The organism is Brevibacillus jepli (assembly GCF_047229145.1).
In the GTDB taxonomy this organism is placed as follows: domain Bacteria; phylum Bacillota; class Bacilli; order Brevibacillales; family Brevibacillaceae; genus Brevibacillus.
The window spans coordinates 12,182-36,060 of record NZ_JBFEFW010000026.1 but is presented as its reverse complement, the minus strand read 5'-3'; the positions used below and the strand labels follow the sequence as shown (position 1 = coordinate 36,060).

Sequence of the window (23,879 nt, the reverse complement as noted above, 5' to 3'; positions counted from 1 at the left end):
GACAGGATCAATTTAATTAATAAACATTTTTGTTTGCAAAGTATCAAATTATCAGTACAATCATAATAGTGGAATGATTCGCAAGTCGACGGAGGCTTTTATCGAAGGGGTTGTCATTTTATGAGAGAAGTATTTGCCTACGCTCCATTTCGAAAGCTATTTTTTCTAATCTTTTCTCCGGCTTTGGTCAAGGTATGACGATGATCGGGATTGCCTGGTTCCTCGTAGAAACGACAGGCTCCGCTCAGTTGCTAGGCTCGACCATGTTTACTTCTGCGTTGCTGATGTTTTTCATCGGTCCGTATATCGGGACACTCATTGATCGTTATTCACGCAAAAAAATGCTGTTAGTTGAAAATTTGATCGGTTTTGGCGTACTTGGCCTGCTCGCGATCTGGGGCTTTTTCGGGGAGTATACGGAGTGGATGCTGATTGTTATTTATTTGACTACGACCTTTATGTATCAGATTCATTACCCGACACAGTCCGCGCTGGTTCAGGAGACGTTTGAGCCCAAGCATTACAACAGTATCAACAGCCTGCTTGAGATCGAAGGACAGACGGCATCTGTCTTGGCTGGAGCGTTTGCAGGGATTTTGCTGAGCTCCTATGGACTGCATGTGGTCATTATCTTCAATGCGATTACGTACTTGTTCGCCTTTACTTTGTTGTCCACGATGACGTATACATTCACGTTGGAAAAAGAAGCGAAGCAAAATCAGGGCGTTGCTTGGACGGGGCAGCTGATGGAGAGCTGGCGGTACATTCGGCAAAAGAAAGGCTTTCTCCTTTTTGGGGTTTCGGCACTCATGCCCTTCATTGCTGTGATGGCTACAAATTTGTTGAAGCCTGTTTACATAAGCCAAACGCTGCAGGAGGGTGTCTCGGTTTATTCGCTAGGCGAGGTCACGTATGCATTGGGCGCGGTGGCGGCAGGTGTACTCGTTGCTTTCATTGTCCGCAAGATGGGGCAATTAGCAGCTATGATCGGCAATACTCTTTTGTTCGCGATTGCGATTGTCGTTATGATCGCTTTGCCGTATGGTTGGGCGCTGATTGCGGCGTACACGTTTTACGGGTGGAGTAACGCTTCTGTCCGCTTGATTCGACAATCGCTTTATATGACTGTTGTACCGAAGCATCAGATGGGGCGGGTTATGAGCTTTTTTAACTCAATCGGCATGATGATGCGTTTGGTTCTGATCGGTTTGTTTACGGCGATGATCGATTACACAGGTGCAGGCGTCGGGTACTTGGTACTGGCAGGCTTGCTGGTGCTTGCGGCTATCGGTATTTCTACCACCATGCGCTATTTGCTGGCAGACGCCAAGGCTGAGGCGGCGGTTGCCACACAAGAGCGATGAAAGGTAGAATGTAGGGAGAAATGGGAAGCGAAAGAAAGTGGAGTGTGGAAGCAGCATGCAAGACATACAAGTAAAACTGACTGCACGGCATCACGTCGAAGGAAGCTGGGAAGAAACGACACACAGCTATGCAGGGAAACTCGTGCAAAAAGCATCCGCTTGGTATCTGACTTATAAAGAGCAGATGGAAGGCGCAGGTGAAGTAAGTACGACTCTGAAGCTGACAGCTACGGCCATCACGCTCGTTCGTCAGGGCGGTGTTTCAACCAGACAGCAATTCGAAAAAGGGGCCAGCACCCATTCTAGCTATCAAAGTCCCTATGGTCCGTTTGCAATGGAGACGCATACGAACAAGCTGCGAATTCGCTACGAAGAAGAGATTCCTGTACACGTAGAAATCGCGTACCAGCTATGGATGAATGAGCAGTACGCTGGTGAGCACGAGTTGAAAATCACGCTGGTAAAATAGCCGCCCTTTGCAAGGGCGGTTTTTTGCACGTACAATAGGAGTACTTGCGGCTGGATGTGAAAGGGGGATACAGTATGTTTGTACTCGTAAATGGACTGATAGCCGGTCTGGGACTCGCTGCTTTTTTGGCGCTCGGAGATGGATTGTTTGATACCAGTACCTTTCCCGTTTTAATTGACGTCAGCTATGTGCCGGGAATGGAGAACCTCCCCTCTGTTGTAGAACTTTTGATTCATTTGTTGATCAGTGTGATCATCGCCTTTTTTCTCATGCATTTTTATCCGCGGGAACAAAAAGCCCGCTCAGTACGATACTTGCTGTATTGGATGCTCGGGTTTTCCGTCGCGTTTTTCCCATTTAGCCTGTTGAGCCAAGCGGCGATGAGTTGGGTAGCGTTTCTCATCTGGGTATGTGGACATTTACTGTATACCGCCATGCTTGCCATTCAGGTAGGGCGTTATCGATAACATAGCAAAAATGCCGAATATTCGGCATAGTGATGGTTTTTTGGCAGCAAGGATGGAAGGAGTGAAAACCAGGATGCCGTTGTCAGATACGGTAGAAATGTTGCAGGCGATCTTGGGTGCTATCGATGAAGGAATTCATGTCGTGGACGCAAATGGCATAACCATCTTTTACAATCACGTTGCAGCCAAGCTCGATGGGCTAACCTCGGAGGAAGTATTGGGGAAGCCGTTATTGGAGGTTTTCCCTTCACTTGACCGACAGTCGAGCACCCTGCTTCGCGTCATCGATAGTGGCGAATCGATCTACAACCAGACCCAGACGTATAAAAACTGGAAGGGAATGCGTGTGGAGACCATCAACACGACACTCCCGGTAAGAGTAGGCAAAAGGTTAGTTGGCGCAGTCGAGGTGGCGAAGGATATCGGCAAGCTAAAAGAGCTGTCGGAGCGATTGGTCGATTTGCAGGCCAAGATTAGCAAGCCGAAACGGACAAAACGCACAGTAGATGAGACGACTTTCCACTTCGAAGACATTTTGACGATGAGTGAAAAAATGAAACGCCTAAAGGAGCGCGCTCGAAAAGCTGCACGGACTACCTCCCCCGTGTTGATTTACGGCGAAACCGGGACGGGAAAAGAGCTGTTTGTCCAATCCATTCACCAGGCTTCTGTACGTAGTCATATGCCATTTATCGCGCAAAACTGTGCCGCGCTTCCGGCCTCGTTGCTAGAAAGCCTGCTTTTTGGCACGACGAAGGGAAGCTTTACGGGAGCCGATGATCGCCCAGGATTATTCGAGCTGGCGGATGGTGGTACTTTGTTTCTGGATGAGCTGAACAGCATGCCGCTCGATTTGCAGGCCAAGCTGCTGCGTGTTCTCCAGGATGGTCAGATCAGACGAATCGGCGGGAGCCAATCGACGAAGGTAGACGTACGGGTCATCGCCGCAGTCAATGAGGCACCACAGTCACTCGTGGAGCGAGGAGTCATGCGAACAGATCTGTACTACCGGATCAACGTCGTTTCTTTTGAACTGCCGCCACTGCGTGAGCGCAGAGAAGATGTGGATATGCTGATTGACCATTTTGTGCAAAAGTTTAATCGCATATTCGGCATGAATGTGCGTGGAATCAGTAGTGAAGTGGCGCGCTTGTTTGCCGGGTACGATTGGCCGGGGAACGTGCGCGAGCTGGAACACGTCATTGAAGCAGCGATGAATATGGTGGAGTCTGACCTCATTTTGTTAGAGCATCTTCCTGCTCATTTGCTGGAACGCTCGCAGTCAGAGAAAGAAGCCAATCCGATATCGGCAGAACTTCTTTCAAGGGAAGGCTGTACGCTGCCCGAGATTTTGCGAGAGGTGGAGGAGAAGGTCATCAAAGACGCGATGCAGCAGACAGACGGCAATGTCCTTCGCGCAGCCAAGCTTTTGGGCATTCCGAGACAGACGCTGCAATACAAGCTCTCGCAACGGACGATCCCTCCCTGTTGAGTGCCGAAAATTCGGCAGACTCAAGATGATTCAAATGGGGATGAAGCGCTCGCGAAACGCTCTATTCCTTATTTTCTAAATCTTTTGATTTGTTGGCATAGCACTTGCATCTCTTCTTGGTCGAGTGAAACGATGAGGTTCACCATTTGACGAGGGGAGACGGGATGCAAATGACAGTAGCGACAAAACGCGATTGGCGTTCAATAGAACTCTGGAAGGATGTCACGGACGAACAATGGAATGACTGGATGTGGCAGCTTACCCACACCATTAAGACGGTCGATGATTTGAAGCAGGTAATCAACCTGACGCCAGAAGAGGAAGAAGGCGTGCGCATTTCCACGCAAACCATTCCGCTGAACATTACGCCTTACTATGCTTCTCTGATGGACCCAGACGATCCAAGCGATCCGGTTCGTATGCAGTCTGTGCCTTTGTCCTCTGAGATGGTTCGTACGAAATACGACATGGAAGATCCACTTCACGAGGATACCGATTCTCCTGTGCCTGGTTTAACGCATCGCTATCCAGATCGTGTGCTTTTCCTGGTGACGAACCAATGCTCCATGTATTGCCGTTACTGCACGCGCCGTCGCTTCTCAGGTCAAATCGGCATGGGTGTACCAAAGAAACAGCTGGACGCCTGTATCGATTACATCCGTAGCAGACCAGAAGTCCGCGATGTACTGCTCTCTGGTGGAGACGGTTTGTTGATCAATGACCGCGTACTGGAATACATCATCAGCAGCCTGCGTGATATTCCGCACGTTGAAATTATTCGGATTGGTACGCGTGCACCAGTTGTATTCCCGCAGCGTATTACCGAAAACCTGTGCAACATCTTGAAAAAATACCATCCAGTATGGCTCAATACACATTTTAACCATCCAAAAGAAATTACACCGGAAGCAAAGCTAGCTTGCGAAATGCTCGCCAATGCTGGTGTTCCGCTCGGCAATCAGGCAGTTATTCTCGCGGGAATCAACGATTGCGCGAACACGATGAAAAAGCTGGTGCAGGACCTGGTCAAAATCCGCGTGCGCCCCTACTATATCTATCAGTGCGATCTGTCGGAGGGAATCGGTCACTTCCGCGCGCCTGTCAGCAAAGGGATCGAAATCATTGAGCACTTGCGCGGCCATACTTCCGGCTATGCGGTTCCGACCTTCGTTGTGGATGCTCCACACGGCGGCGGTAAAATTCCAGTCAGCCCGAACTACATTATTTCGCAAGCATCCGATAAAGTTGTGCTGCGTAATTTTGAAGGCGTTATCACCTCTTATCCAGAACCGAAGCAATACCATGAGCATGACGAGGAAAACTGCGAATACTGCATAGCAGCAAAAGGCAAAGCAGTGGGTATCGCAGCACTTATGCAAGATGAAGTAGACAATTTGGAGCCGACCGATCTCCCGCGCAACAAGCGGATCAAGGCGACCAAGGTCAAGTCTCTCGCAGATGTACGGTCAGAGCAAAAGGCCAAGAAAGAACAGACCACTGCCGAGACGAAGGAAGCCTCAGGAAAATAAGCATGATCAACAGCTACCCGTATGAAGGTAGCTGTTTCTTTTTTTCGTAAGAATATTTCCAACTCTTCGAAGAGGATGGATGATTCGCAACTTGTGTGATAAGATCAAGGTATACCCATTATGAGCGGTCGCTCAGTATCGTTTCATTTTTCGAAAAAAATAAACTAACTGACTGAATACTCATTCATTTATTTCCATAATTCTGATAAGATAGAAAAAAACGATTTCCACGTCCAAAGACAAACTCGCAATAGAGGGGAGTAGAAAACATGCTGGCACTCATTAATTTGATCGCCTTTTTCCTGGTTCTCGCTTACGGACTGTATTTAGCTGGGCATGTCGTGTACAGCAGATACTTGTTCATCAAGCTGGGGAAAAAACCGGATGTGAAAAATGACTTTGGGGCACGCATCAATCTGATGCTGGACAACGTCATTCTCCACAAGAAGCTGCTGAAGGACAAAAAGAGCGGCGTTATGCACGTCGTAATGTTTTACGGCTTTATCACCCTGCAATTTGGAGCCATCGAGCTGGTCATCAAAGGGCTTTCGAAAGGCTACGAGCTTCCTTTTGGTAGCGCTCACAAATACTTCTCCGTCATGCAGGAGATTACCACGTTTCTCATTTTGGCAGCGGTCGGCTACGCTTTTTATCGTCGCTACATCGAAAAGCTCAAGCGTCTGAAGCGCGGCTTCAAATCAGGGCTTGTCCTCTTGCTGATCTCCTCCCTGATGGCGACCGTGTTGCTCTCGCTTGCTTTTGAACAAATTTGGCTCGGACACGAACCGTCCGGCTTTGCTCCGATCTCTTCTGTTTTCGCGATCGTCTTCTCTGCGATTGGAGTAGGGACAACAGGTGCAGCGGTAGGCTTTTACGTTTTCTGGTGGCTGCATCTGATCATCCTGCTCGGCTTCGCAGTGTATGTTCCGCAGTCCAAGCACGCGCATTTGCTGTTTGCGCCGGTTAATGTCTGGTTCAAGAAGCTGGACCCGCCAGGCAAGCTGACTAGCATCAACTTCGAAGACGAGACGCAGGAAGTTTTCGGTGTTGGCAAGATTGAGGATTTTACCCAAACACAGCTGATTGACCTGTACGCTTGTGTCGAGTGCGGGCGCTGTACGAATATGTGCCCGGCCTCCGGAACGGGAAAAATGCTCTCCCCGATGGATCTGATTACGAAAATGCGCGACCATCTGACCGAAAAAGGAGCATCGGTGACATCCCGTACACCATGGATGCCGAACTTCGCCTTTTCGCAGACGACGGCCAATCAGATTGCAATCCAGGCATCTGAAGTAGCGGCGACGGCGGAAGGAGCAACTGCGGTCTATGAGAAAAATTTGATCGGCGATGTCATTACTGAGCAGGAGCTGTGGGCTTGTACAACCTGTCGCAACTGTGAAGACCAATGCCCGGTGATGAACGAGCACGTAGATAAGATCATCGATATGCGCCGCTACCTGGTCATGACAGAAGGCAGCATGCCAGCAGAAGCGCAGCGTGCCTTGAACAATATCGAGCGTCAGGGCAACCCGTGGGGAATCAACCGCAAAGACCGGACGAAGTGGATCGAGGGCTTGAACGGTGAGTACGAGGTGCCAACAGTGAAGCAGGCAGAGGAATTCGAGTACTTGTTCTGGGTAGGCTCGATGGGATCATTCGACTTGCGCAGCCAAAAAATTTCCCAAGCCTTTGTGAAGCTGATGCACGAAGCTGGTGTGAAATTTGCCATTCTCGGCAATGAGGAAAAGAACTCTGGCGATACGGCTCGCCGCATTGGTAACGAGTTCTTGTTCCAGCAGCTCGCGCAAGAAAATATCGCCCTGTTTGAAGGTTATGAAGTGAAAAAGATCGTGACATGCGACCCTCATGCGTACAATACGTTTAAAAATGAGTATCCAGAGTTTGGACTCCAGGCAGAAGTGTACCACCATTCCGAACTGTTGGCCCAGTGGGTACAGGAAGGACGACTGAAGCCATCCAAGGAAGTAAAGGAGCGCATCACGTATCACGATTCGTGCTATTTGGGCCGCTACAACGAAATTTACGACAAGCCACGCGTGATCCTCGAAGCCATTCCAGGGGTAGAGGTCGTCGAGATGAAGCGCAGCGGCTGCGACAGTATGTGCTGCGGAGCGGGCGGCGGCTTGATGTGGATGGAAGAGCATGAAGGCTCTCGTGTCAACGTTACGCGGACAGAGCAGGCTTTGGAGGTCAAGCCGACGGAAATCGCCAGTGCGTGCCCGTACTGCCTGACTATGATGAACGATGGAATCAAGACCAAGGAACAGGAAGATCACGTCAAAACACGCGACGTCGCGGAAATTCTCGCAGACGCCATCTAGCTTCATAGCATGCGCAAGCCTCGTGCAGATTCAAAGCTGCGAGGCTTGCGCATTATTTTATTGCAAAAAACTGTAAGATAAAGGAGCCAGCTGAATCTAAAGGAGTGGGAAGGGAGTGAGGAAGCTGGAGCTTGCAGAGAAAAGCTTAACCAAAACAAAAGAAGCATTATTTGATGAGTTAATCCGGCACTATTTGAATAAGGTACTGCGACTCGTGTACTTGATGGTCAAGGACCGCAGCCTGGCTGAAGATATCACACAGGATGTGTTCCTGTTAGCTTACAAAAACTTCGGGAAATTCCGCCAAGAAAGCTCGATGCAAACATGGGTGTACCGAATTGCTGTCAATGAAGCGAAAAAACACCTGCGATCGTGGTCGTTCCGTCATCTTTTTTTCAAACCGGAAGTGGACATAGAGGTAGTTGAAGGAGCAGAGTGTGCCGTTTTGCAAAATGACCTTCGCGCCCGTTTTGCCCATCTCGTCATGAAGCTGCCGCATAGCTATCGTCAGTTGATTGTCCTTCACTACTACGAGGAGTTGTCCGTAGAGGAGATCGCGGTCATTTTGGACATGACCACAGGAGCAGTCTATACGAAAATGCATCGTGCACGCCAAAAGCTCAAAGTGCTGCTGGAAACGGAGGGGATCGAATGAACCTGGACAAATTGCTGGCGGAATTCAAGGAAACGGCTGACCGAACGTTGTTGCAAGGAATGGAAGATACGACTGGCTTGGAGGAGCGGATTCGCATGAATGTGGAGAAGAAAGCCAAGAGAAGGTTTCGATTCACCTACCCCGTAAGCGCGGCGCTTGTCGCGGTTGTGCTTGTCATCGGGTTTACTCCTTATTGGTTGCAAAAGGAGAGTACGACGACGGGAACGTCTGTCGAGTCAGGTACCAATCAAAAGCTCGATCCAAAGGCTCACCCTGCTTCTGATGATCAGGTGATTATGGAAACGGTAGATGAGATAGTCGATGTCTTACGTGTTGGGATAACACAAGACCAAATCAAAGACAAGATTTCGGTCCCTTACACAGTCATGGAAGATTACGGAGGTAGCGGGGATGATGGTGCAGATGAGTATTGGGGCTATTCTATTCTCGCAAAAGAAGGGTATAAACGAGAAGATTGGGCGATGATCGAAACTGTAGGTCTGTTAAAAAGAGACGTGGGCTTGGAGCTGTTAGTTGGATGGAAGGATAAAAAGCTTCATTGGTATACTGTAAGCTATGTCCAAGGAAAAGACGTCTATCTTTTCAAAATGAACAGTAACGGTACCGTCAATGAGGATGTCGTAGATGTCAACCAGGATGGTATACAAACACCTGCAGTTCAGTCCATATTCGATTTAAAGCCAGAGGAAGAGGATCGTTATTACAATTACATGTATGAGACAAAAGATGAACTCTTGCGTGGATTATCTCCAATCGAGGTATTGAAGCTGTATGTGAAAGCACAGCAAGACGGTCAGCTCGAAATCCAGTACGCTTTGCATATCGAGGAAGATGGATTAGAGAAGCCTACATTGGATCAATACGTGGAAGATGTGAAGAAAGATCCAGTTGGAGCAAGAAATAGCTGGAAGCAGTTGAAAACGTTGCGGGAATTGGCAAGTGACCTAACGGTTGAGCAAACGTCTGAAAAGGAAGCAGTTGTCTGGGTAACGTTCAAGGACAACAGAAAAAAGGTTGGATATAAAATGCTGAAAAACAAACAAGGCATCTGGAAGCTAAGCTGGATGGCACGACAATAGCAACAACAGCCTGACTCTCCCAAAAGTCAGGCTGTCCTTTTTTTCATTATTGATTGACTATTCGTACGGAAGACGGCAAAATAAAAGTAAGCAAAATGAACGAACGCTCGATCAATTAAGTGTGTATTGATGTGAAACATCATCCGAATGGAGGTCATTCGATGAAAACGGTCATTGTAGGGGCAGCACGTACCCCGTTTGGTAAGTTTGGCGGAGCTTTGAAAGCGCTGTCGGCAGTAGAGCTCGGCTCCATTGTTATTAAGGAAGCTGTGGAGCGCGCTGGTATTTCCGGCGATCAGGTGGACGAAGTGATCATGGGTATGGTCGTACAGGCAGGTGCTGGTCAGGTGCCCTCACGTCAGGCGGCTCGCAAGGCTGGACTGCCATGGAATGTAGCGAGTGAGACGATCAACAAAGTATGTGCGTCCGGGATGCGTGCGGTGACAATGGGGGATCAGATCATTCGCGCTGGGGACGGAGAGATTATCGTGGCTGGCGGCATGGAGAGCATGAGTAACGCACCGTATGCATTGCCAGATGCCCGCTATGGAATGCGAATGGGAGATGCGACGGTTCGCGATCTCATGATGTACGACGGCCTCACATGTCCTTTTGATCAAGTACCGATGGCTGTTCACGGCAGCAATGTGGCGGAAGAAAACGGGATTACGCGAGAAGAGCAGGATGCGTGGGCACTGCGTAGCCAACAGAGAGCTGCTCAAGCGATGGAAAAAGGACATTTTGACGAGGAGCTAGTATCGGTGTCCATCCCGCAAAGAAAAGGGGAGCCGTTGCAAGTAAGTGTCGATGAAGGACCACGTCCGGATACCACCAAGGAAGGATTGGCGAAGCTGCCTCCGGTATACAAAAAGGACGGGACGATCACGGCAGGCAATGCACCGGGAATCAACGACGGAGCGGCAGCCATGGTGCTGATGTCAGACGCAAAAGCACAGCAGCTGGGCATCAAGCCGCTTGCAACGATACTGGGACACGCCGAGGTCGGCGCAGAGGCTCCCTATATCGCGACAACTCCTGGACTTGCGATCAACAAGCTCTTGGAAAAGACAGGTGTCTCCTTATCCGATATCGATTTGTTCGAGGTGAACGAAGCGTTCGCCGCCGTTATTTTGACCAGTGGCAAAATCGTTGGATGGGACGCAGAGAAAGTGAATGTCAACGGGGGAGCGATTGCGCTCGGACACCCGATTGGTGCGAGTGGCGCTCGGATCATTATGCACCTCGCTTATGAATTGAAAAGACGAGGGGGCGGCTTGGGGATCGCGGCAATTTGCAGTGGTGCCGCACAAGGTGACGCCATCTTGATTAAAGTAGAGTAGAGGAGGCCTTTTGCATGAACGTACAAACCATTATGGTCGTCGGGGCAGGACAGATGGGCAGCGGGATTGCCCAGGTAGCGGCACAGGCTGGCTTTCGTGTTTTTTTAAATGACGTCCAGCAAGCATTTGTGGAACGCGGTCTAGCCACGATTACAAAAAACTTGTCGCGCAACGTGGAAAAAGGCAAGCTCAGCGAGGCGGAAAAGGAAGCAATTCTCGGTCGTCTGACGCTGTCTACTGATCTGGCAGATGCGTCTGAAGCGGATTTTGTGGTAGAAGCGGTTACGGAAAACATGTCCGTCAAAGCGCAAATCTTTTCCAGGCTGGACGAGGTATGTCCGCCGCATACGGTGCTCGCGAGCAATACATCCTCCTTGCCGATTACCGAGATAGCGGCATTGACGAAGCGGCCAGAAAAGGTAATCGGGATGCACTTCATGAACCCGGTTCCGGTGATGAAGCTGGTCGAGATCATTCGTGGTCTGCAAACAGCAGATGAAGTCTATCAGCTGACAGAAGATTTGTCCAAACAAATGAGCAAGGTACCCGTGAGCGTCAATGATTTCCCGGGCTTCGTCTCCAATCGGGTGCTGATGCCAATGATTAATGAAGCGATTTATTGTGTGTACGAAGGAGTTGCAACACCGGAAGCAATCGATGAAGTCATGAAGCTGGGGATGAACCATCCGATGGGGCCGCTTCAACTGGCTGACTTCATCGGGCTAGACACCTGCCTCTACATTATGGAGGTGCTGCACGAAGGGTTCGGTGATTCGAAATACCGCCCTTGCCCGTTGCTGCGCAAGTACGTCAAAGCAGGATGGCTTGGTAAAAAATCCGGTCGAGGTTTCTACGTATATAGCTAACAGAGAATGAACGCAGAAAGGTAGGACAGACATGGATTTTCGATTGAACGAAGAGCAAGAGATGATGCGGCGCATGGTGCGAGACTTTGCCGGGAAAGAGATCGCACCTTTCGTGCCCGTAATGGAAGAGACGGACCAGTTCCCGCGCCAGATCATCAAAAAGATGGGCGAGATGGGGCTCATGGGCATTCCGATCGCCGAAGAGTGGGGAGGAGCCGGAGCAGACTTTATCTCCTACATTTTGGCCATTCACGAGATTTCCAAGGTGAGTGCGACAGTAGGCGTCATTTTGTCGGTGCATACCTCAGTCGGTACGAACCCGATTCTCTATTTCGGTACAGAGGAGCAAAAACGCAAATACGTGCCCAAGCTCGCGAGTGGGGAATTCCTCGGTGCTTTTGCCTTGACTGAGCCGCATGCTGGCTCCGATGCAAGCAGTATCAGAACGACAGCCGTGAAAAAAGGCGATGAGTACATCCTGAACGGAAACAAGGTGTTCATCACGAACGGCGGGGAGGCAGATACGTATATCGCATTTGCTGTCACCGACTCCACGAAAGGAACTAAAGGAATATCCGCTTTTATCGTGGAGAAGGATACGCCAGGCTTCACGGTCGGGAAAAAAGAAAAGAAGATGGGGCTTCACGGTTCCTATACGACCGAGCTCGTTTTCGACAATGCACGTGTACCCGCTGCCAACCTGCTAGGACAGGAAGGGGAAGGCTTCTGTATCGCAATGGCCAATCTGGACAGTGGACGAATTGGGATTGCTGCACAGGCACTCGGCATTGCGGAGGCAGCTGTGGGGTACGCGACCGAGTACGCGCGGGAACGCAAGCAATTTGGGCAACCAATTGGCAAGCAACAAGCCATTGCCTTCAAGCTGGCTGACATGGCGACCAAAGCGGAAGTAGCCCGATTGCTGGTATACCGAGCGGCGTGGCTCCGCAGCCAAGGAATCTCTTGCGGGATGGAGGCCTCGATGGCGAAGCGTTTTGCCACGGATGCAGCAATGGAGCTGGCGACAGAAGCCATCCAAATATATGGCGGCTATGGCTATACCAGAGAATATCCGGTAGAGCGCCTGTTCCGGGATGCCAAAGTAACGCAAATCTATGAAGGCACCAATGAAATTCAACGAATCGTCATCGCCAAGCATTTGCTTGCTGATTAATAGATAGACGAAGCACACATGGGGGAGTGATCCATATGAATTTCCAACTGACGGAAGAACATGACATGATGCGCAAAATGATTCGTGACTTTGCCGAGAATCAAGTAGCTCCGACAGCCGCAGAGCGCGATGAAGAGGAGCGCTTTGACCGTGCTATTTTTGAGCAGATGGCTGAGCTGGGGCTCACAGGCATTCCTTGGCCGGAACAATACGGCGGAGCGGGTGCAGATTACTTGAGCTACGTCATCGCTGTGGAAGAGCTTTCCCGTGTGGATGCCTCCATCGGTGTGACACTGTCCGCGCATGTTTCCTTGGCGAGCTGGCCGATTTACAAATTCGGGACAGAAGAGCAAAAGCAAAAGTTTTTGCGTCCGCTCGCAGAAGGCAAGAAAATGGGCGCGTACTGTTTGACCGAAGCAGGATCTGGCTCTGATTCTGCGGGCATGCGCACGACAGCGGTACGCGATGGTGACCATTACATTTTAAATGGAACAAAAATTTTCATTACCAATGCAGGCGACGCCGAAATCTACATTGTATTTGCGGTTACCCAACCAGAGCTGAAGCATAAAGGCATCACGGCTTTTATCGTAGAAAAAGGCATGGACGGCTTTACGATGGGGAAAAAGGAGAAAAAGCTGGGCATTCGTTCCTCGCCAACGCTTGCGGTCAATTTTGAAGATGTGCGTGTTCCGGTAGAAAATATGCTGGGCGAAGAAGGCCAAGGCTTCAAGATCGCGATGATGACGCTGGATGGTGGACGTAACGGGATCGCTGCACAAGCATTAGGGATCGCACAAGGTGCATTCGAACATGCACGGAACTATGCCAAAGAGCGCAATCAGTTCGGCAAGCCGATCTCTTCCTTGCAGGCAATCCAGTTCAAGCTGGCTGATATGGCAACCAAGATCGAGGCATCACGCCTACTTACGTATCAAGCGGCATGGTTGGAGGATCAAGGACTTCCTTATGGAAAAGCATCTGCCATGTCCAAGGTTTTCGCAGGGGATACAGCGATGGAAGTAACTACCGAGGCTGTCCAAGTTTTCGGGGGCTACGGCTATACGCGTGAGTATCCAGTGGAGCGCTTCATGCGTGATGCAAAGATTACCCAGATCTATGAAGGAACAAATGAAATCCAGCGTGTGGTTATCAGCAACTTCCTATTAAAAGAGTAGGAAGCGGTCCGGCCTTTCAGCCTGATTGAAAACATAGAAAAGAAAAGTTTGGCTTTGTGCTCTTACTCGCGTATAATGATCAGCGAATGATACAAAAGTAGAGTGTTTGCGCCTGCTTTTCTATGAGGCGTCTGACCAAACGCTCAGTCGGTTGGAAAGGTGGATCTGTAAGTGTCTGATAAGAGAAAAACGATACCGTCCCTGGTAAAGGACCCAAAGCTGATCGAGAGAAGACGAGAGCAGATTATTGAGGCTGCTGTTCATCTCTTCATTAATAAAGGCTTTCATAAAACGACGACGAGAGAGATCGCTCGGGCGTCTGGATTCAGTATCGGTACGTTGTACGAGTATATCGAGTCCAAGGAAGACGTGCTCTATCTTGTTTGTGATGCCATTCATGCAGAGATGGAGACGCGTTTACGTGAAGCGATTAACTTCAACGGAACTGGTCTGAAAACATTAAAAGTGGCATTAAAGAGCTTGATCCGCGTTATGGATCAGATGAGCGACCGTGTTTTGCTTATTTATCAGGAAGCAAAATCGTTGCCAAAAGAGACACTCCGTTACGTCTTGGGGCGTGAAGCAGCCATTTCGCACATTTTCGTAGAGATCCTGGAAAAAGGGATTGCCGATGGTTCGCTGCGCATTGATGAAAAGAACGTCAAGCTGATGGCGGACAACATCATGGTGCTGGGCGAAATGTGGGTATTCCGCCGCTGGGCATTGAAAAAGCACTATACGATTGAGGAGTACACAGAGAAGCAAATTGCCCTGTTGCTTCGTGAAATCAGTGTCTCCGATTAAGAAGAGAGTTTAAAAAGTCCGGGAAATATAGGGTGCAAGCATACCTCGCGTCTACCGCGCCTTGATCTGCTTGGCCCTGTTTTTCCTCCTTTTTAAACTTATGAAAAGGAGAGTGGAACGATGGAAACAGAAGTGTATCGTCCTCAAAACAAGGTTCGCTTTGTGACCGCAGCCAGTCTGTATGACGGTCATGACGCCTCGATAAATATCATGCGCCGTATTTTACAATCATCGGGAGTAGAAGTGATCCATCTCGGACACAACCGCTCTGTTGACGATATTGTAACAGCCGCTGTCCAGGAGGATGTGCAAGGGATTGCCATCAGCTCCTACCAAGGCGGTCATGTGGAGTATTTCAAATACGTGATTGATTTATTACGCGAGCGGGGAGCAGAGCATATCCGTGTTTTTGGAGGCGGTGGCGGAGTTATCGTTCCACGCGAGATTCGGGAATTGGAAGAATACGGAGTCTGTAAAATTTACTCGCCGGACGACGGCAGACGTTTGGGCCTGCAAGGCATGATCAATGACATGATCAGACATAGCGATTTCCCGACCGTCAAGCAGCTGGATGCAGAAGTAGCTGGCTTGCGTGAGCAAAACCACCAGGCGATTGCCCGGCTTATTTCCGTAGCAGAGTATGCAGTGGATCAGCCCGAGTGGAGCGAGCCACTCAAAGAAAGCTTGCTGGAAGCCGATTCGACGATTCCGGTACTGGGAATTACGGGTACGGGTGGAGCAGGGAAAAGCTCATTGACCGATGAGCTCGTTCGTCGTTTTATCCGCATCTATCCCGAGAAGACTGTCGCGATCTTGTCTGTCGATCCGTCCAAGCAGAAATCAGGCGGAGCGTTATTAGGCGACCGCATCCGTATGAATGCCAATCAAACACCACGCGTTTACATGCGCAGTCTCGCAACTCGCAAATCGGGCATGGAGCTGTCTGCTGCATTAAAAGACGCGATTCAGGTGGCACGTTCTGCGCATTTTGATCTGATCATTGTGGAGACGAGCGGGATTGGTCAGGGGGATGCGCAGGTCACAGAAGTGAGCGACGTCTCCATGTACGTCATGACTAGTGAATTCGGAGCACCATCACAGCTTGAAAAGATAGATATGCTCGATTTTGCTGACTTGATCGCGATCAACAAGTTTGAGCGTAAAGGCTCAGAGGACGCTCTTCGCGAGGTTCGCAAGCAATATCGACGCAATCACCAGCTGTTTGAGCTGCCGGACGAGAAGGTTCCTGTGTACGGAACGATTGCGAGCCAGTTTAACGATCCAGGGACGAATGTATTATTTGCCGCCTTGATGCACCGGATTGTAGAAAAGACGGGCGTCGACTGGTCTGTGGAGAATTTGGATACGACTCCGGTAAAAATTCATAAAACTTCGTTGATTCCGACAGAAAGAATCAATTATTTGCAGGATATCGCAAACACCGTCCGCCAATACCGAGCTTATGCAGACGATCAAGCAGCGATTGCACGCAAGCTGTTTCAGCTGCAGGGCGCGAAGGAAACCGTGCTGACATCAGGGGATGCAGGAGCTGCTGAACTGGCTACGGTGCTCGATAAACAAATCGTTTTGTTTGAAGAAAAGCTCCATCCGGAGAGCCGACGTATTCTCGACAATTGGCCAAAGCTCAAAGAAGCGTATCGGAAGGATCAATTCGTCACGAAAATTCGCGATAAAGAATTGATCACCAAGCTCTTCAGTGAATCATTGTCGGGTACACGCATATCAAAGGTAGCCGTCCCAGATTATGAGGATTGGGGCGAGATTTTAAAGTGGTCGTTAAAAGAAAATGTCCCAGGTGAATTCCCGTATACGGCTGGCGTATTTCCGTTTAAACGCGAGGGAGAAGATCCGAAGCGACAATTTGCAGGCGAAGGTACGCCAGAGCGGACGAACAGACGCTTTCACTTCCTGTCCCAAAATGATGAGGCGAAGCGGCTAAGTACGGCTTTTGACTCGGTCACGCTGTATGGTGAGGACCCTGACTATCGCCCGGATATTTACGGAAAAATCGGCACGAGTGGGGTCAGCATTTGCACCCTCGATGACATGAAAAAGCTGTACGCTGGCTTTGACCTTTGTGCACCGAGCACTTCTGTGTCTATGACGATCAACGGTCCTGCACCCATGATTTTGGCGATGTTCATGAATACGGCGATTGAGCAGCAGCTGGATGCTTTTGTCCAAAAAGAAGGGCGTCAGCCTACTGCGGACGAAGCAAAGCAAATCAGAGCGTATACGCTTTCGACTGTTCGAGGAACCGTTCAGGCAGATATTTTGAAAGAGGATCAAGGGCAAAACACGTGTATCTTCTCGACAGAATTTGCTTTGCGGATGATGGGGGATATCCAGCAGTATTTTATCGACCAGAAAGTGCGGAACTACTACTCCGTGTCCATTTCCGGCTATCATATTGCGGAAGCGGGGGCGAATCCGATTACGCAGCTTGCGTTTACGCTTTCTAACGGATTCACCTATGTGGAGTACTATTTGAGCCGCGGTATGCACATTGATGACTTTGCGCCGAATCTGTCTTTCTTCTTCTCCAATGGTCTCGATCCGGAATACACCGTGATTGGGCGGGTGGCGCGACGTATTTGGGCAACGGTGATGAAAAACCGCTATGGCGCTAATGACCGCAGCCAAAAGCTGAAGTACCACATCCAGACATCCGGCCGTTCCTTGCACGCACAGGAGATGGATTTCAACGACATCAGAACGACTCTGCAGGCACTCGTTGCCATCTACGACAACTGTAATTCTCTGCATACGAATGCTTACGATGAAGCGATTACGACCCCGACGGAGAACTCTGTACGACGTGCCATGGCGATTCAGATGATCATCAACAAGGAAATGGGACTCGCGAAAAATGAGAACCCGCTTCAAGGGGCATTCATCATCGATGAGCTGACCGATTTGGTGGAAGAAGCTGTCATGCAAGAGTTCGAGCGGATCAGTACGCGCGGCGGTGTACTGGGAGCAATGGAGACCCAATATCAGCGCGGTAAAATTCAAGATGAGTCCATGTATTACGAGATGAAAAAGCATACAGGTGAGTTGCCGATTATTGGAGTAAATACCTTCATCAATCCGAATGCGTCCGAGGACGATTACGAGATTGAATTGGCCCGGGCGACGGAAGAGGAAAAAGAGCAGCAAATCATCAACTTGAGAGCATTCCAGGAGCGTCACAGAGATGTATCTGCGGGTGCGCTGCGTCGTCTGCAAGAAGTGGCCATGGCGGGAGAAAACATTTTTGCTGAGCTGATGGAGACGGTAAAAGTAGCATCGCTTGGACAAATCAGTGCTGCCCTGTATGAAGTAGGCGGCCAATACCGCAGAAATATGTAAGATTAATCCCTCGGTAGCGATTGCCGAGGGATGTCTTTGGTTTTGGTGTCGACAAGAATTAGACATCCCCTGTTTGAAAGCCTTGCATTTTCGTCTAAAATAAGGAATACTGTATGATAGCCTTCGTATGTTGTACGTTGTACAATCGAAGAAATCGATATTACTGATGAATGACTTATACAAGCCTGCGTCCCCCGAACAGGGCACCGGGTCAGTATTCAAATCAATCGTTTTCATATGGAAAGGACGTGCCCTGAGTGAGTCAATTGTTTGCTCATATTGATTCCGAGAAACTGAGTGAAATGGCGTTAGTTGACATTGCGTATGAAATTTTGCGTCAAACTAACCGCACTTACAACTTCCGCGAGCTGATGAATGAACTGGTTGCAGTGCGCAAGCTGACAGATGAACAACTCATGGCAATCATCGCGCAAGTATACACAGAAATTAACATTGATGGCCGTTTCGTTTGCCTCGGTGACAATGTATGGGGATTGAAACGCTGGTACCCAACCGACACCGTGGAAGAAACCCAAGAGGGTGGCGGAACGAAGAAGAAGAAAATCGTCACGGAAGACGACTTCGACGATTACGATTCCGAAGACGAAGGTGTCGAAGAATACGAAGACGACGATGTTGTCATCTTTGAGGACGAAGAAGAATTCGTCGACGAAGATTCTGATATCGAAGAAGAAGAAATCGATGGAGAAATCGACGAGGAAGAACTCGAAGACGAAGAGGATGAAATGTTCGAAGAGGACGAAGAGCTTGCGGAAGAGGAATCTGACGACGAGAGCGACGATGAGGACGATAAGTAGATAAGTCCTTGACTTCCGCTTGAGGGACAGATAAAATACTCCTTGGGCTTCACATGAAGAAGGAACAAATATGGGAAACTATAAAACAAAAGTGCCCCTACCCCATTTCTGTACGGGATAGGACTCGCTTTTGTTTTTCTTTTTTTTTGGAGCCGTCTTCATTCGTTTTTTATGACAACTTAAGGGTGAGGGAAAGAGGGGACGTAACGATGACGAAGTATATTTTTGTGACAGGCGGGGTTGTATCCTCGTTGGGAAAAGGAATTACAGCGGCTTCTCTGGGCCGACTCTTGAAAAATAGGGGTCTGAAGGTAACTATCCAGAAGTGTGACCCATATATCAACGTTGACCCAGGAACGATGAGTCCGTATCAGCACGGGGAAGTTTTCGTAACAGACGATGGTGCGGAAACAGATCTGGACTTGGGCCACTATGAGCGCTTTATTGATATCAACCTGAGCGCGAACTCCAATATGACAACTGGTAGAATTTATTCCACTGTCATCGCTAAAGAACGCCGTGGCGACTATTTGGGAGGAACCGTTCAAGTTATTCCTCACATCACGAACGAAATTAAAGATCGTATTTTCCGTGCGGGCCGCGAAACCGGCGCAGATGTGGTGATTACCGAGATCGGTGGAACTGTTGGGGATATCGAGAGCTTGCCATTCCTTGAAGCCATCCGTCAGATCAAAAGTGACATCGGCCGTGAAAACGTCATGTACATTCACGTAACCCTGGTACCATATATCAAGGCAGCAGGAGAAATGAAAACCAAGCCTACTCAACATAGCGTGAAAGAACTGCGCAGCTTGGGTATTCAACCTAATGTGATCGTGACACGTACAGAGCAACCGATGACGCAAGAAATGAAAGACAAGCTGGCTCTGTTCTGTGATATCGATAAAAATGCAGTAGTGGAATGCGTAGACGCAGAGAGCCTGTACGATGTTCCGCTGCAATTGCAAGCACAAGGCTTGGACGATTATGTATGCCGTCACTTGAGCCTGAACTGCCAGGAAGCGGATATGACAGAGTGGAAATCACTCGTATCGAAAATCAAAAACCTGTCCAAAGCGACCGCCATTGCTATTGTTGGTAAATATGTGGAATTGCATGATGCGTACTTGTCTGTAGCAGAAGCACTGTACCACGGTGGTTATGCGAATGACTCCAAAGTAGAAATCAAATGGGTACACGCAGAAGAAGTAACGTCAGAAAACGTTGGCGAGCTTCTGGGTGATGTGAATGGTATTCTCGTACCAGGTGGCTTCGGTGATCGTGGTATCGAGGGCAAAATCATCGCTACGCGCTATGCTCGTGAGAATAAAGTACCTTTCCTCGGAATTTGCTTGGGTATGCAAATCGCCGTGATCGAGTTCGCTCGCCACGTAGCAGGTATGGACGGAGCAAACAGCTCCGAAATCAACCCGAATACTGCGTATCCGGTTATTGACCTGTTGCCAGAGCAAAAAGATATCGAGGACAAGGGCGGTACGATGCGCCTTGGTCTTGGACCTACGAAAGTAGAAGAAGGCACGCTGACTGAAGCTGCATACGGCAGCACACTGGTATATGAGCGTCATCGTCATCGTTATGAAGTAAACAACGAATACCGTGATCAATTGGCTCAACTGGGCTTGCGTTTTGCGGGTACAACTCCTGACGGTCGTCTGGTTGAAATCGTGGAAGTTCCAGAACATCCATGGTATGTAGCGACACAGTTCCATCCGGAGTTTACATCCCGTCCGAACCGTCCACAGCCATTGTTCCGTGATTTCGTGAAGGCTTCCCTGAACAAATAACATAGTCGTTTTGATAAAAAGACGCACCAGCGATGTAAAGTCGCAGGTGCGTCTTGTGCTATATGAGTGAACATCAATGAAACAAGGGCGAAAGCCAAGCTACCCAGTAGGCGGCCGGTATGAGCAAGAATTGAGCCAAAATCGTACCGACAAAACGTGAGATCATAAGCCACAGGTACATGTCACGAATCGATTCCTGCGTGGTTTTCCCTTGTATTGCTTTTTCCGTCAAAAGAGCAATTTGCGGGTCTACCAGGATCGTCATGAATATCGTGGCAAAACCGTTGATTAATCCGGAAGACATCAAAACAGTTGCTTTGTAATCAGGAGCGAGTAAAGTCGCGTACAATACGGACAGTACGCTGCTTGTGTAGATAGCTGTTCCCAATGCATTTAACAGCAGTAATCGTTTGGGGACTCCTTTGATTCGAAAGCGAGAGATGGCTTGCCAGCTAGGAATCCGGACATGATGGTGGACACGTCGGATGCTTTCGACGGTAACCGCCGTGCGAATCATTTGCGGAATCGAGCCCGCTAATTCCAAGTGCGAGATCAACCGTTTCGATATTTGGACAAAAGTGGGAAACAATACGATAGCCGCTAAGGTTCCAAGCGAGGACGCTGCAATAATCACATGCAATTGCATGCTAGGATCAAAGTTCTCGATGGCGGCTTGGTCCATCAATCCTCCAGTAAATGGTCCTTGAATCAGATTGGAAGTACGGGACAGGAGCAAGACGATTCCGACAAGAGACATGGCTACAGCGATTCTGCCCGTTTGTACACCTGCAAAACGAATTCCGTAGGTAAGTGTCTCTGTCGTATGGATAATAAATGTTAATAAGCAAATTAACCACAGAGCATCCATATTGTTTCACTGGCTCCTTGTGCGAGAGGGAAATTGGTTTTTCCCATTATACTCGAAATGGGCCTGGTAGGAAATTTTCAGTGGACGTTCAGCAAAAAAGGTGAAGGAGTTTCCTGATTTTAGGCGAACCCTAAATAATTAAGGAAAACGCATTCGTCAGGGGGGAATCAGAATGTTCGACAAACAAGATAAAAAGGTACTGGTTGTGGATGACCAGTATGGGATTCGCATTTTACTGTATGAGGTGCTGGGAAAAGAAGGGTACAAGACCTTTCAGGCAGCAAACGGGAAAATGGCATTGGAGATCGTGGAAAAAGAATCGCCAGATTTGGTTATCCTCGACATGAAGATCCCTGGGATGGATGGTATTGAGATCTTGAAACACATCAAGAAGATCAATCAGGAAATCAAAGTGATTATGATGACAGCTTACGGAGAGCTGGACATGATTAAAGAAGCTACACAACTGGGAGCATTGACTCATTTTACGAAGCCGTTTGATATTGATGAACTACGAATGGCTGTGCACCAGCAATTAGCTTGCTAGTAACTGACTGCTAAGGTCAGGGTACAAGCGTCCCTGTTAACAAATGCTTGTCTGTGGTATAATAAGCCACATGACTGAAGTCTGCTAGAGGAGGATTTACAAAATGCCACTGGTACCTATGACCGCTTTTACCGAAGACGTCAAAAAGCATAAATACGCCGTCGGACAATTTAACCTGAACAATCTGGAGTTTACTCAAGCGATTACAGAAGCCGCGATGGAAGAAAAGTCGCCTGTGATCTTTGGTGTTTCTGAAGGAGCACTGAAATACATGGGGATCGATTATACAGTAGCTATTGCCAAAGTAGCTGCGGAGCGCGCAGGAGTTCCTGTTGCACTGCATCTTGACCATGGTAGCAATTTCGACATGGTAATGAAATGCATTCGTGCTGGGTTCTCTTCTGTTATGTTCGATGGTTCCCATCATTCGTTTGAAGATAACCTTCGCCTGACCAAACAGGTTGTAGAGGCAGCTCACGCTGTTGGCGTTTCTGTAGAAGGTGAACTTGGTACCATCGGCGGGGTAGAAGACGACCTGTCTGTTGACGAGGAAGATGCTACTCTGGCAAATCCTGATGAAGCGATCCGCTTCTGGGAAGAAACAAAAGTAGACTATGTAGCGATTGCTGTAGGTACAGCACACGGTATGTACAAAGGGGTTCCAAAAATCCGCTACGACATTATCGAGAAAGTAGCGAGCAACATTGGAGCGCCAATCGTGCTTCATGGTGGTTCCGGCGTACCAGACGAAGCAATCATTGAATCGATTCGCCTGGGCGTAGGTAAAATCAATGTAAATACAGAAAGCCAAGTCGCATGCACGGAAACCGTTCGCAAAGTGCTGGCTGCCAAGCCGAATGAGATCGACCCACGCAAATACCTGAGCCCTGCTCGCGATGCGATCAAGGAAGTCGTAAAAGGAAAAATGCGCTTGTTCGGAAGTAGCAACCGCGCGTAACTGGGAGGATAATCATGCGTTTTTTGATCGATACAGCAAACGTTGAAGAAATTCGCGAGATTCACGAATGGGGAGTTCTTGCTGGTGTAACGACAAATCCGTCCCTGGTAGCTAAGGAAGGGCGCGATTTTGTAGAAACCCTGAAAGAAATTCTTGATATTGTGGATGGTCCGATCAGTGCTGAAGTTATCAGTACAGATGCAAAAGGCATGATCGAAGAGGGAGAGAAACTCGCTGCCCTCTCGAAAAACATCGTCATCAAGCTGCCTATGACGGCAGAAGGCTTGAAGGCAACCAAGTATTTTGCTAAACGCAAAATCAGAACAAACGTAACACTGGTGTTCTCTGCGAACCAGGCATTGCTGGCTGCGCGCGCTGGTGCTAGCTTCGTGTCTCCGTTCTTGGGACGTCTGGATGATATTGGACAAGACGGCATGCAGCTGATCGAAGATATCGCAGAAATTTTTTCGGTTCACGGTATCGATACCGAAATTATTGCGGCATCCGTGCGTCACCCTGTTCACGTAACAGAAGCAGCTCGCCGTGGTTCTCACTTCGCTACCATTCCAGCGAAAGTATTCAAGCAACTTATTGCCCATCCACTGACGGACAGTGGCTTGGAGAAATTCCTCGCTGACTGGGCAAGCATGCAAAAATAAGGACACGTTCGAAAGTCCAAGCACCTTTTCCATTGGGGAAGGTGCTTCTTTCCCGATTACGCCTGAGGA

General features: G+C 49.0%; 19 protein-coding genes and 1 pseudogene. 19 read left to right on the top strand and 1 reads right to left on the bottom strand.

All coding sequences use genetic code 11. From position 1 onward, the window contains the following. The first annotated feature begins 120 nt into the window (after positions 1-120). The 16 genes and pseudogenes from AB1L17_RS23660 to pyrG all read left to right on the top strand — a co-directional run bounded on the left by AB1L17_RS23660 (position 121) and on the right by pyrG (position 20,778). Positions 121-1,364 (top strand): annotated as a pseudogene (locus AB1L17_RS23660) (MFS transporter). A 55-nt stretch (positions 1,365-1,419) separates the two neighbouring features. After that, a complete protein-coding gene (locus tag AB1L17_RS23655; RefSeq protein ID WP_412847586.1) occupies positions 1,420-1,833 on the top strand; it encodes a YwiB family protein in 414 nt (137 codons plus the stop codon). 74 nt (positions 1,834-1,907) lie between these two features. Further along, on the top strand, positions 1,908-2,300 hold the full coding sequence (locus AB1L17_RS23650; protein ID WP_412847587.1) for a hypothetical protein: 393 nt from the start codon (positions 1,908-1,910) through the stop codon (positions 2,298-2,300). Positions 2,301-2,373: 73 nt separating this feature from the next. Continuing rightward, entirely contained in the window at positions 2,374-3,792 is a 1,419-nt protein-coding gene (locus AB1L17_RS23645) for a sigma-54 interaction domain-containing protein (RefSeq protein WP_412847613.1), read from the top strand. 164 nt (positions 3,793-3,956) lie between these two features. Further along, positions 3,957-5,321, top strand: a complete 1,365-nt coding sequence (gene kamA / locus AB1L17_RS23640) for a lysine 2,3-aminomutase (RefSeq protein ID WP_412847588.1) — start codon at positions 3,957-3,959, stop codon at positions 5,319-5,321. A gap of 269 nt (positions 5,322-5,590) precedes the next feature. Continuing rightward, complete coding sequence (locus AB1L17_RS23635) at positions 5,591-7,666, top strand: heterodisulfide reductase-related iron-sulfur binding cluster (RefSeq protein WP_412847589.1); 2,076 nt, start codon at positions 5,591-5,593, stop codon at positions 7,664-7,666. Between the two features lie 115 nt (positions 7,667-7,781). Further along, positions 7,782-8,321 (top strand): sigma-70 family RNA polymerase sigma factor, encoded by a 540-nt coding sequence (locus AB1L17_RS23630; RefSeq protein ID WP_412847590.1) that lies wholly within the window; start codon positions 7,782-7,784, stop codon positions 8,319-8,321. Further along, a complete protein-coding gene (locus tag AB1L17_RS23625; protein WP_412847591.1) occupies positions 8,318-9,421 on the top strand; it encodes a hypothetical protein in 1,104 nt (367 codons plus the stop codon). The genes AB1L17_RS23630 and AB1L17_RS23625 overlap by 4 nt, the downstream gene beginning before the upstream one ends. Positions 9,422-9,582: 161 nt before the next feature. Beyond that, positions 9,583-10,761 (top strand): acetyl-CoA C-acetyltransferase, encoded by a 1,179-nt coding sequence (locus AB1L17_RS23620; protein ID WP_412847592.1) that lies wholly within the window; start codon positions 9,583-9,585, stop codon positions 10,759-10,761. 14 nt (positions 10,762-10,775) lie between these two features. After that, positions 10,776-11,627 (top strand): 3-hydroxybutyryl-CoA dehydrogenase, encoded by an 852-nt coding sequence (locus AB1L17_RS23615; protein WP_412847593.1) that lies wholly within the window; start codon positions 10,776-10,778, stop codon positions 11,625-11,627. A 31-nt stretch (positions 11,628-11,658) separates the two neighbouring features. Further along, the gene (locus AB1L17_RS23610; protein WP_412847594.1) at positions 11,659-12,801 is read left to right on the top strand and encodes an acyl-CoA dehydrogenase; all 1,143 of its coding nucleotides are present in this window, start codon (positions 11,659-11,661) and stop codon (positions 12,799-12,801) included. A gap of 35 nt (positions 12,802-12,836) precedes the next feature. Then, positions 12,837-13,979, top strand: coding sequence for an acyl-CoA dehydrogenase (locus tag AB1L17_RS23605; RefSeq protein ID WP_412847595.1), 1,143 nt, complete (start codon positions 12,837-12,839; stop codon positions 13,977-13,979). A gap of 171 nt (positions 13,980-14,150) precedes the next feature. After that, on the top strand, positions 14,151-14,783 hold the full coding sequence (locus AB1L17_RS23600) for a TetR/AcrR family transcriptional regulator (RefSeq protein WP_412847596.1): 633 nt from the start codon (positions 14,151-14,153) through the stop codon (positions 14,781-14,783). Positions 14,784-14,903: 120 nt separating this feature from the next. Continuing rightward, positions 14,904-18,155 (top strand): fused isobutyryl-CoA mutase/GTPase IcmF, encoded by a 3,252-nt coding sequence (gene icmF / locus AB1L17_RS23595; protein ID WP_412847597.1) that lies wholly within the window; start codon positions 14,904-14,906, stop codon positions 18,153-18,155. 257 nt (positions 18,156-18,412) lie between these two features. Further along, a complete protein-coding gene (gene rpoE, locus AB1L17_RS23590; RefSeq protein ID WP_412847598.1) occupies positions 18,413-18,973 on the top strand; it encodes a DNA-directed RNA polymerase subunit delta in 561 nt (186 codons plus the stop codon). A 209-nt stretch (positions 18,974-19,182) separates the two neighbouring features. Beyond that, positions 19,183-20,778 (top strand): CTP synthase, encoded by a 1,596-nt coding sequence (pyrG, locus tag AB1L17_RS23585; protein WP_412847599.1) that lies wholly within the window; start codon positions 19,183-19,185, stop codon positions 20,776-20,778. Between the two features lie 73 nt (positions 20,779-20,851). Here pyrG and AB1L17_RS23580 read toward each other — a convergent pair whose 3' ends face one another. Next, entirely contained in the window at positions 20,852-21,646 is a 795-nt protein-coding gene (locus AB1L17_RS23580; RefSeq protein WP_412847600.1) for a lipid II flippase Amj family protein, read from the bottom strand. A gap of 172 nt (positions 21,647-21,818) precedes the next feature. Between AB1L17_RS23580 and AB1L17_RS23575 the strand changes: the two genes are divergently transcribed. From AB1L17_RS23575 to fsa, 3 genes are all read left to right on the top strand, one after another. Beyond that, complete coding sequence (locus AB1L17_RS23575) at positions 21,819-22,193, top strand: response regulator (RefSeq protein WP_007725537.1); 375 nt, start codon at positions 21,819-21,821, stop codon at positions 22,191-22,193. A gap of 103 nt (positions 22,194-22,296) precedes the next feature. Continuing rightward, on the top strand, positions 22,297-23,151 hold the full coding sequence (gene fba, locus AB1L17_RS23570; RefSeq protein WP_412847601.1) for a class II fructose-1,6-bisphosphate aldolase: 855 nt from the start codon (positions 22,297-22,299) through the stop codon (positions 23,149-23,151). Positions 23,152-23,165: 14 nt separating this feature from the next. Continuing rightward, positions 23,166-23,810, top strand: coding sequence for a fructose-6-phosphate aldolase (fsa, locus tag AB1L17_RS23565; protein ID WP_015893657.1), 645 nt, complete (start codon positions 23,166-23,168; stop codon positions 23,808-23,810). Positions 23,811-23,879 lie beyond the last annotated feature (69 nt).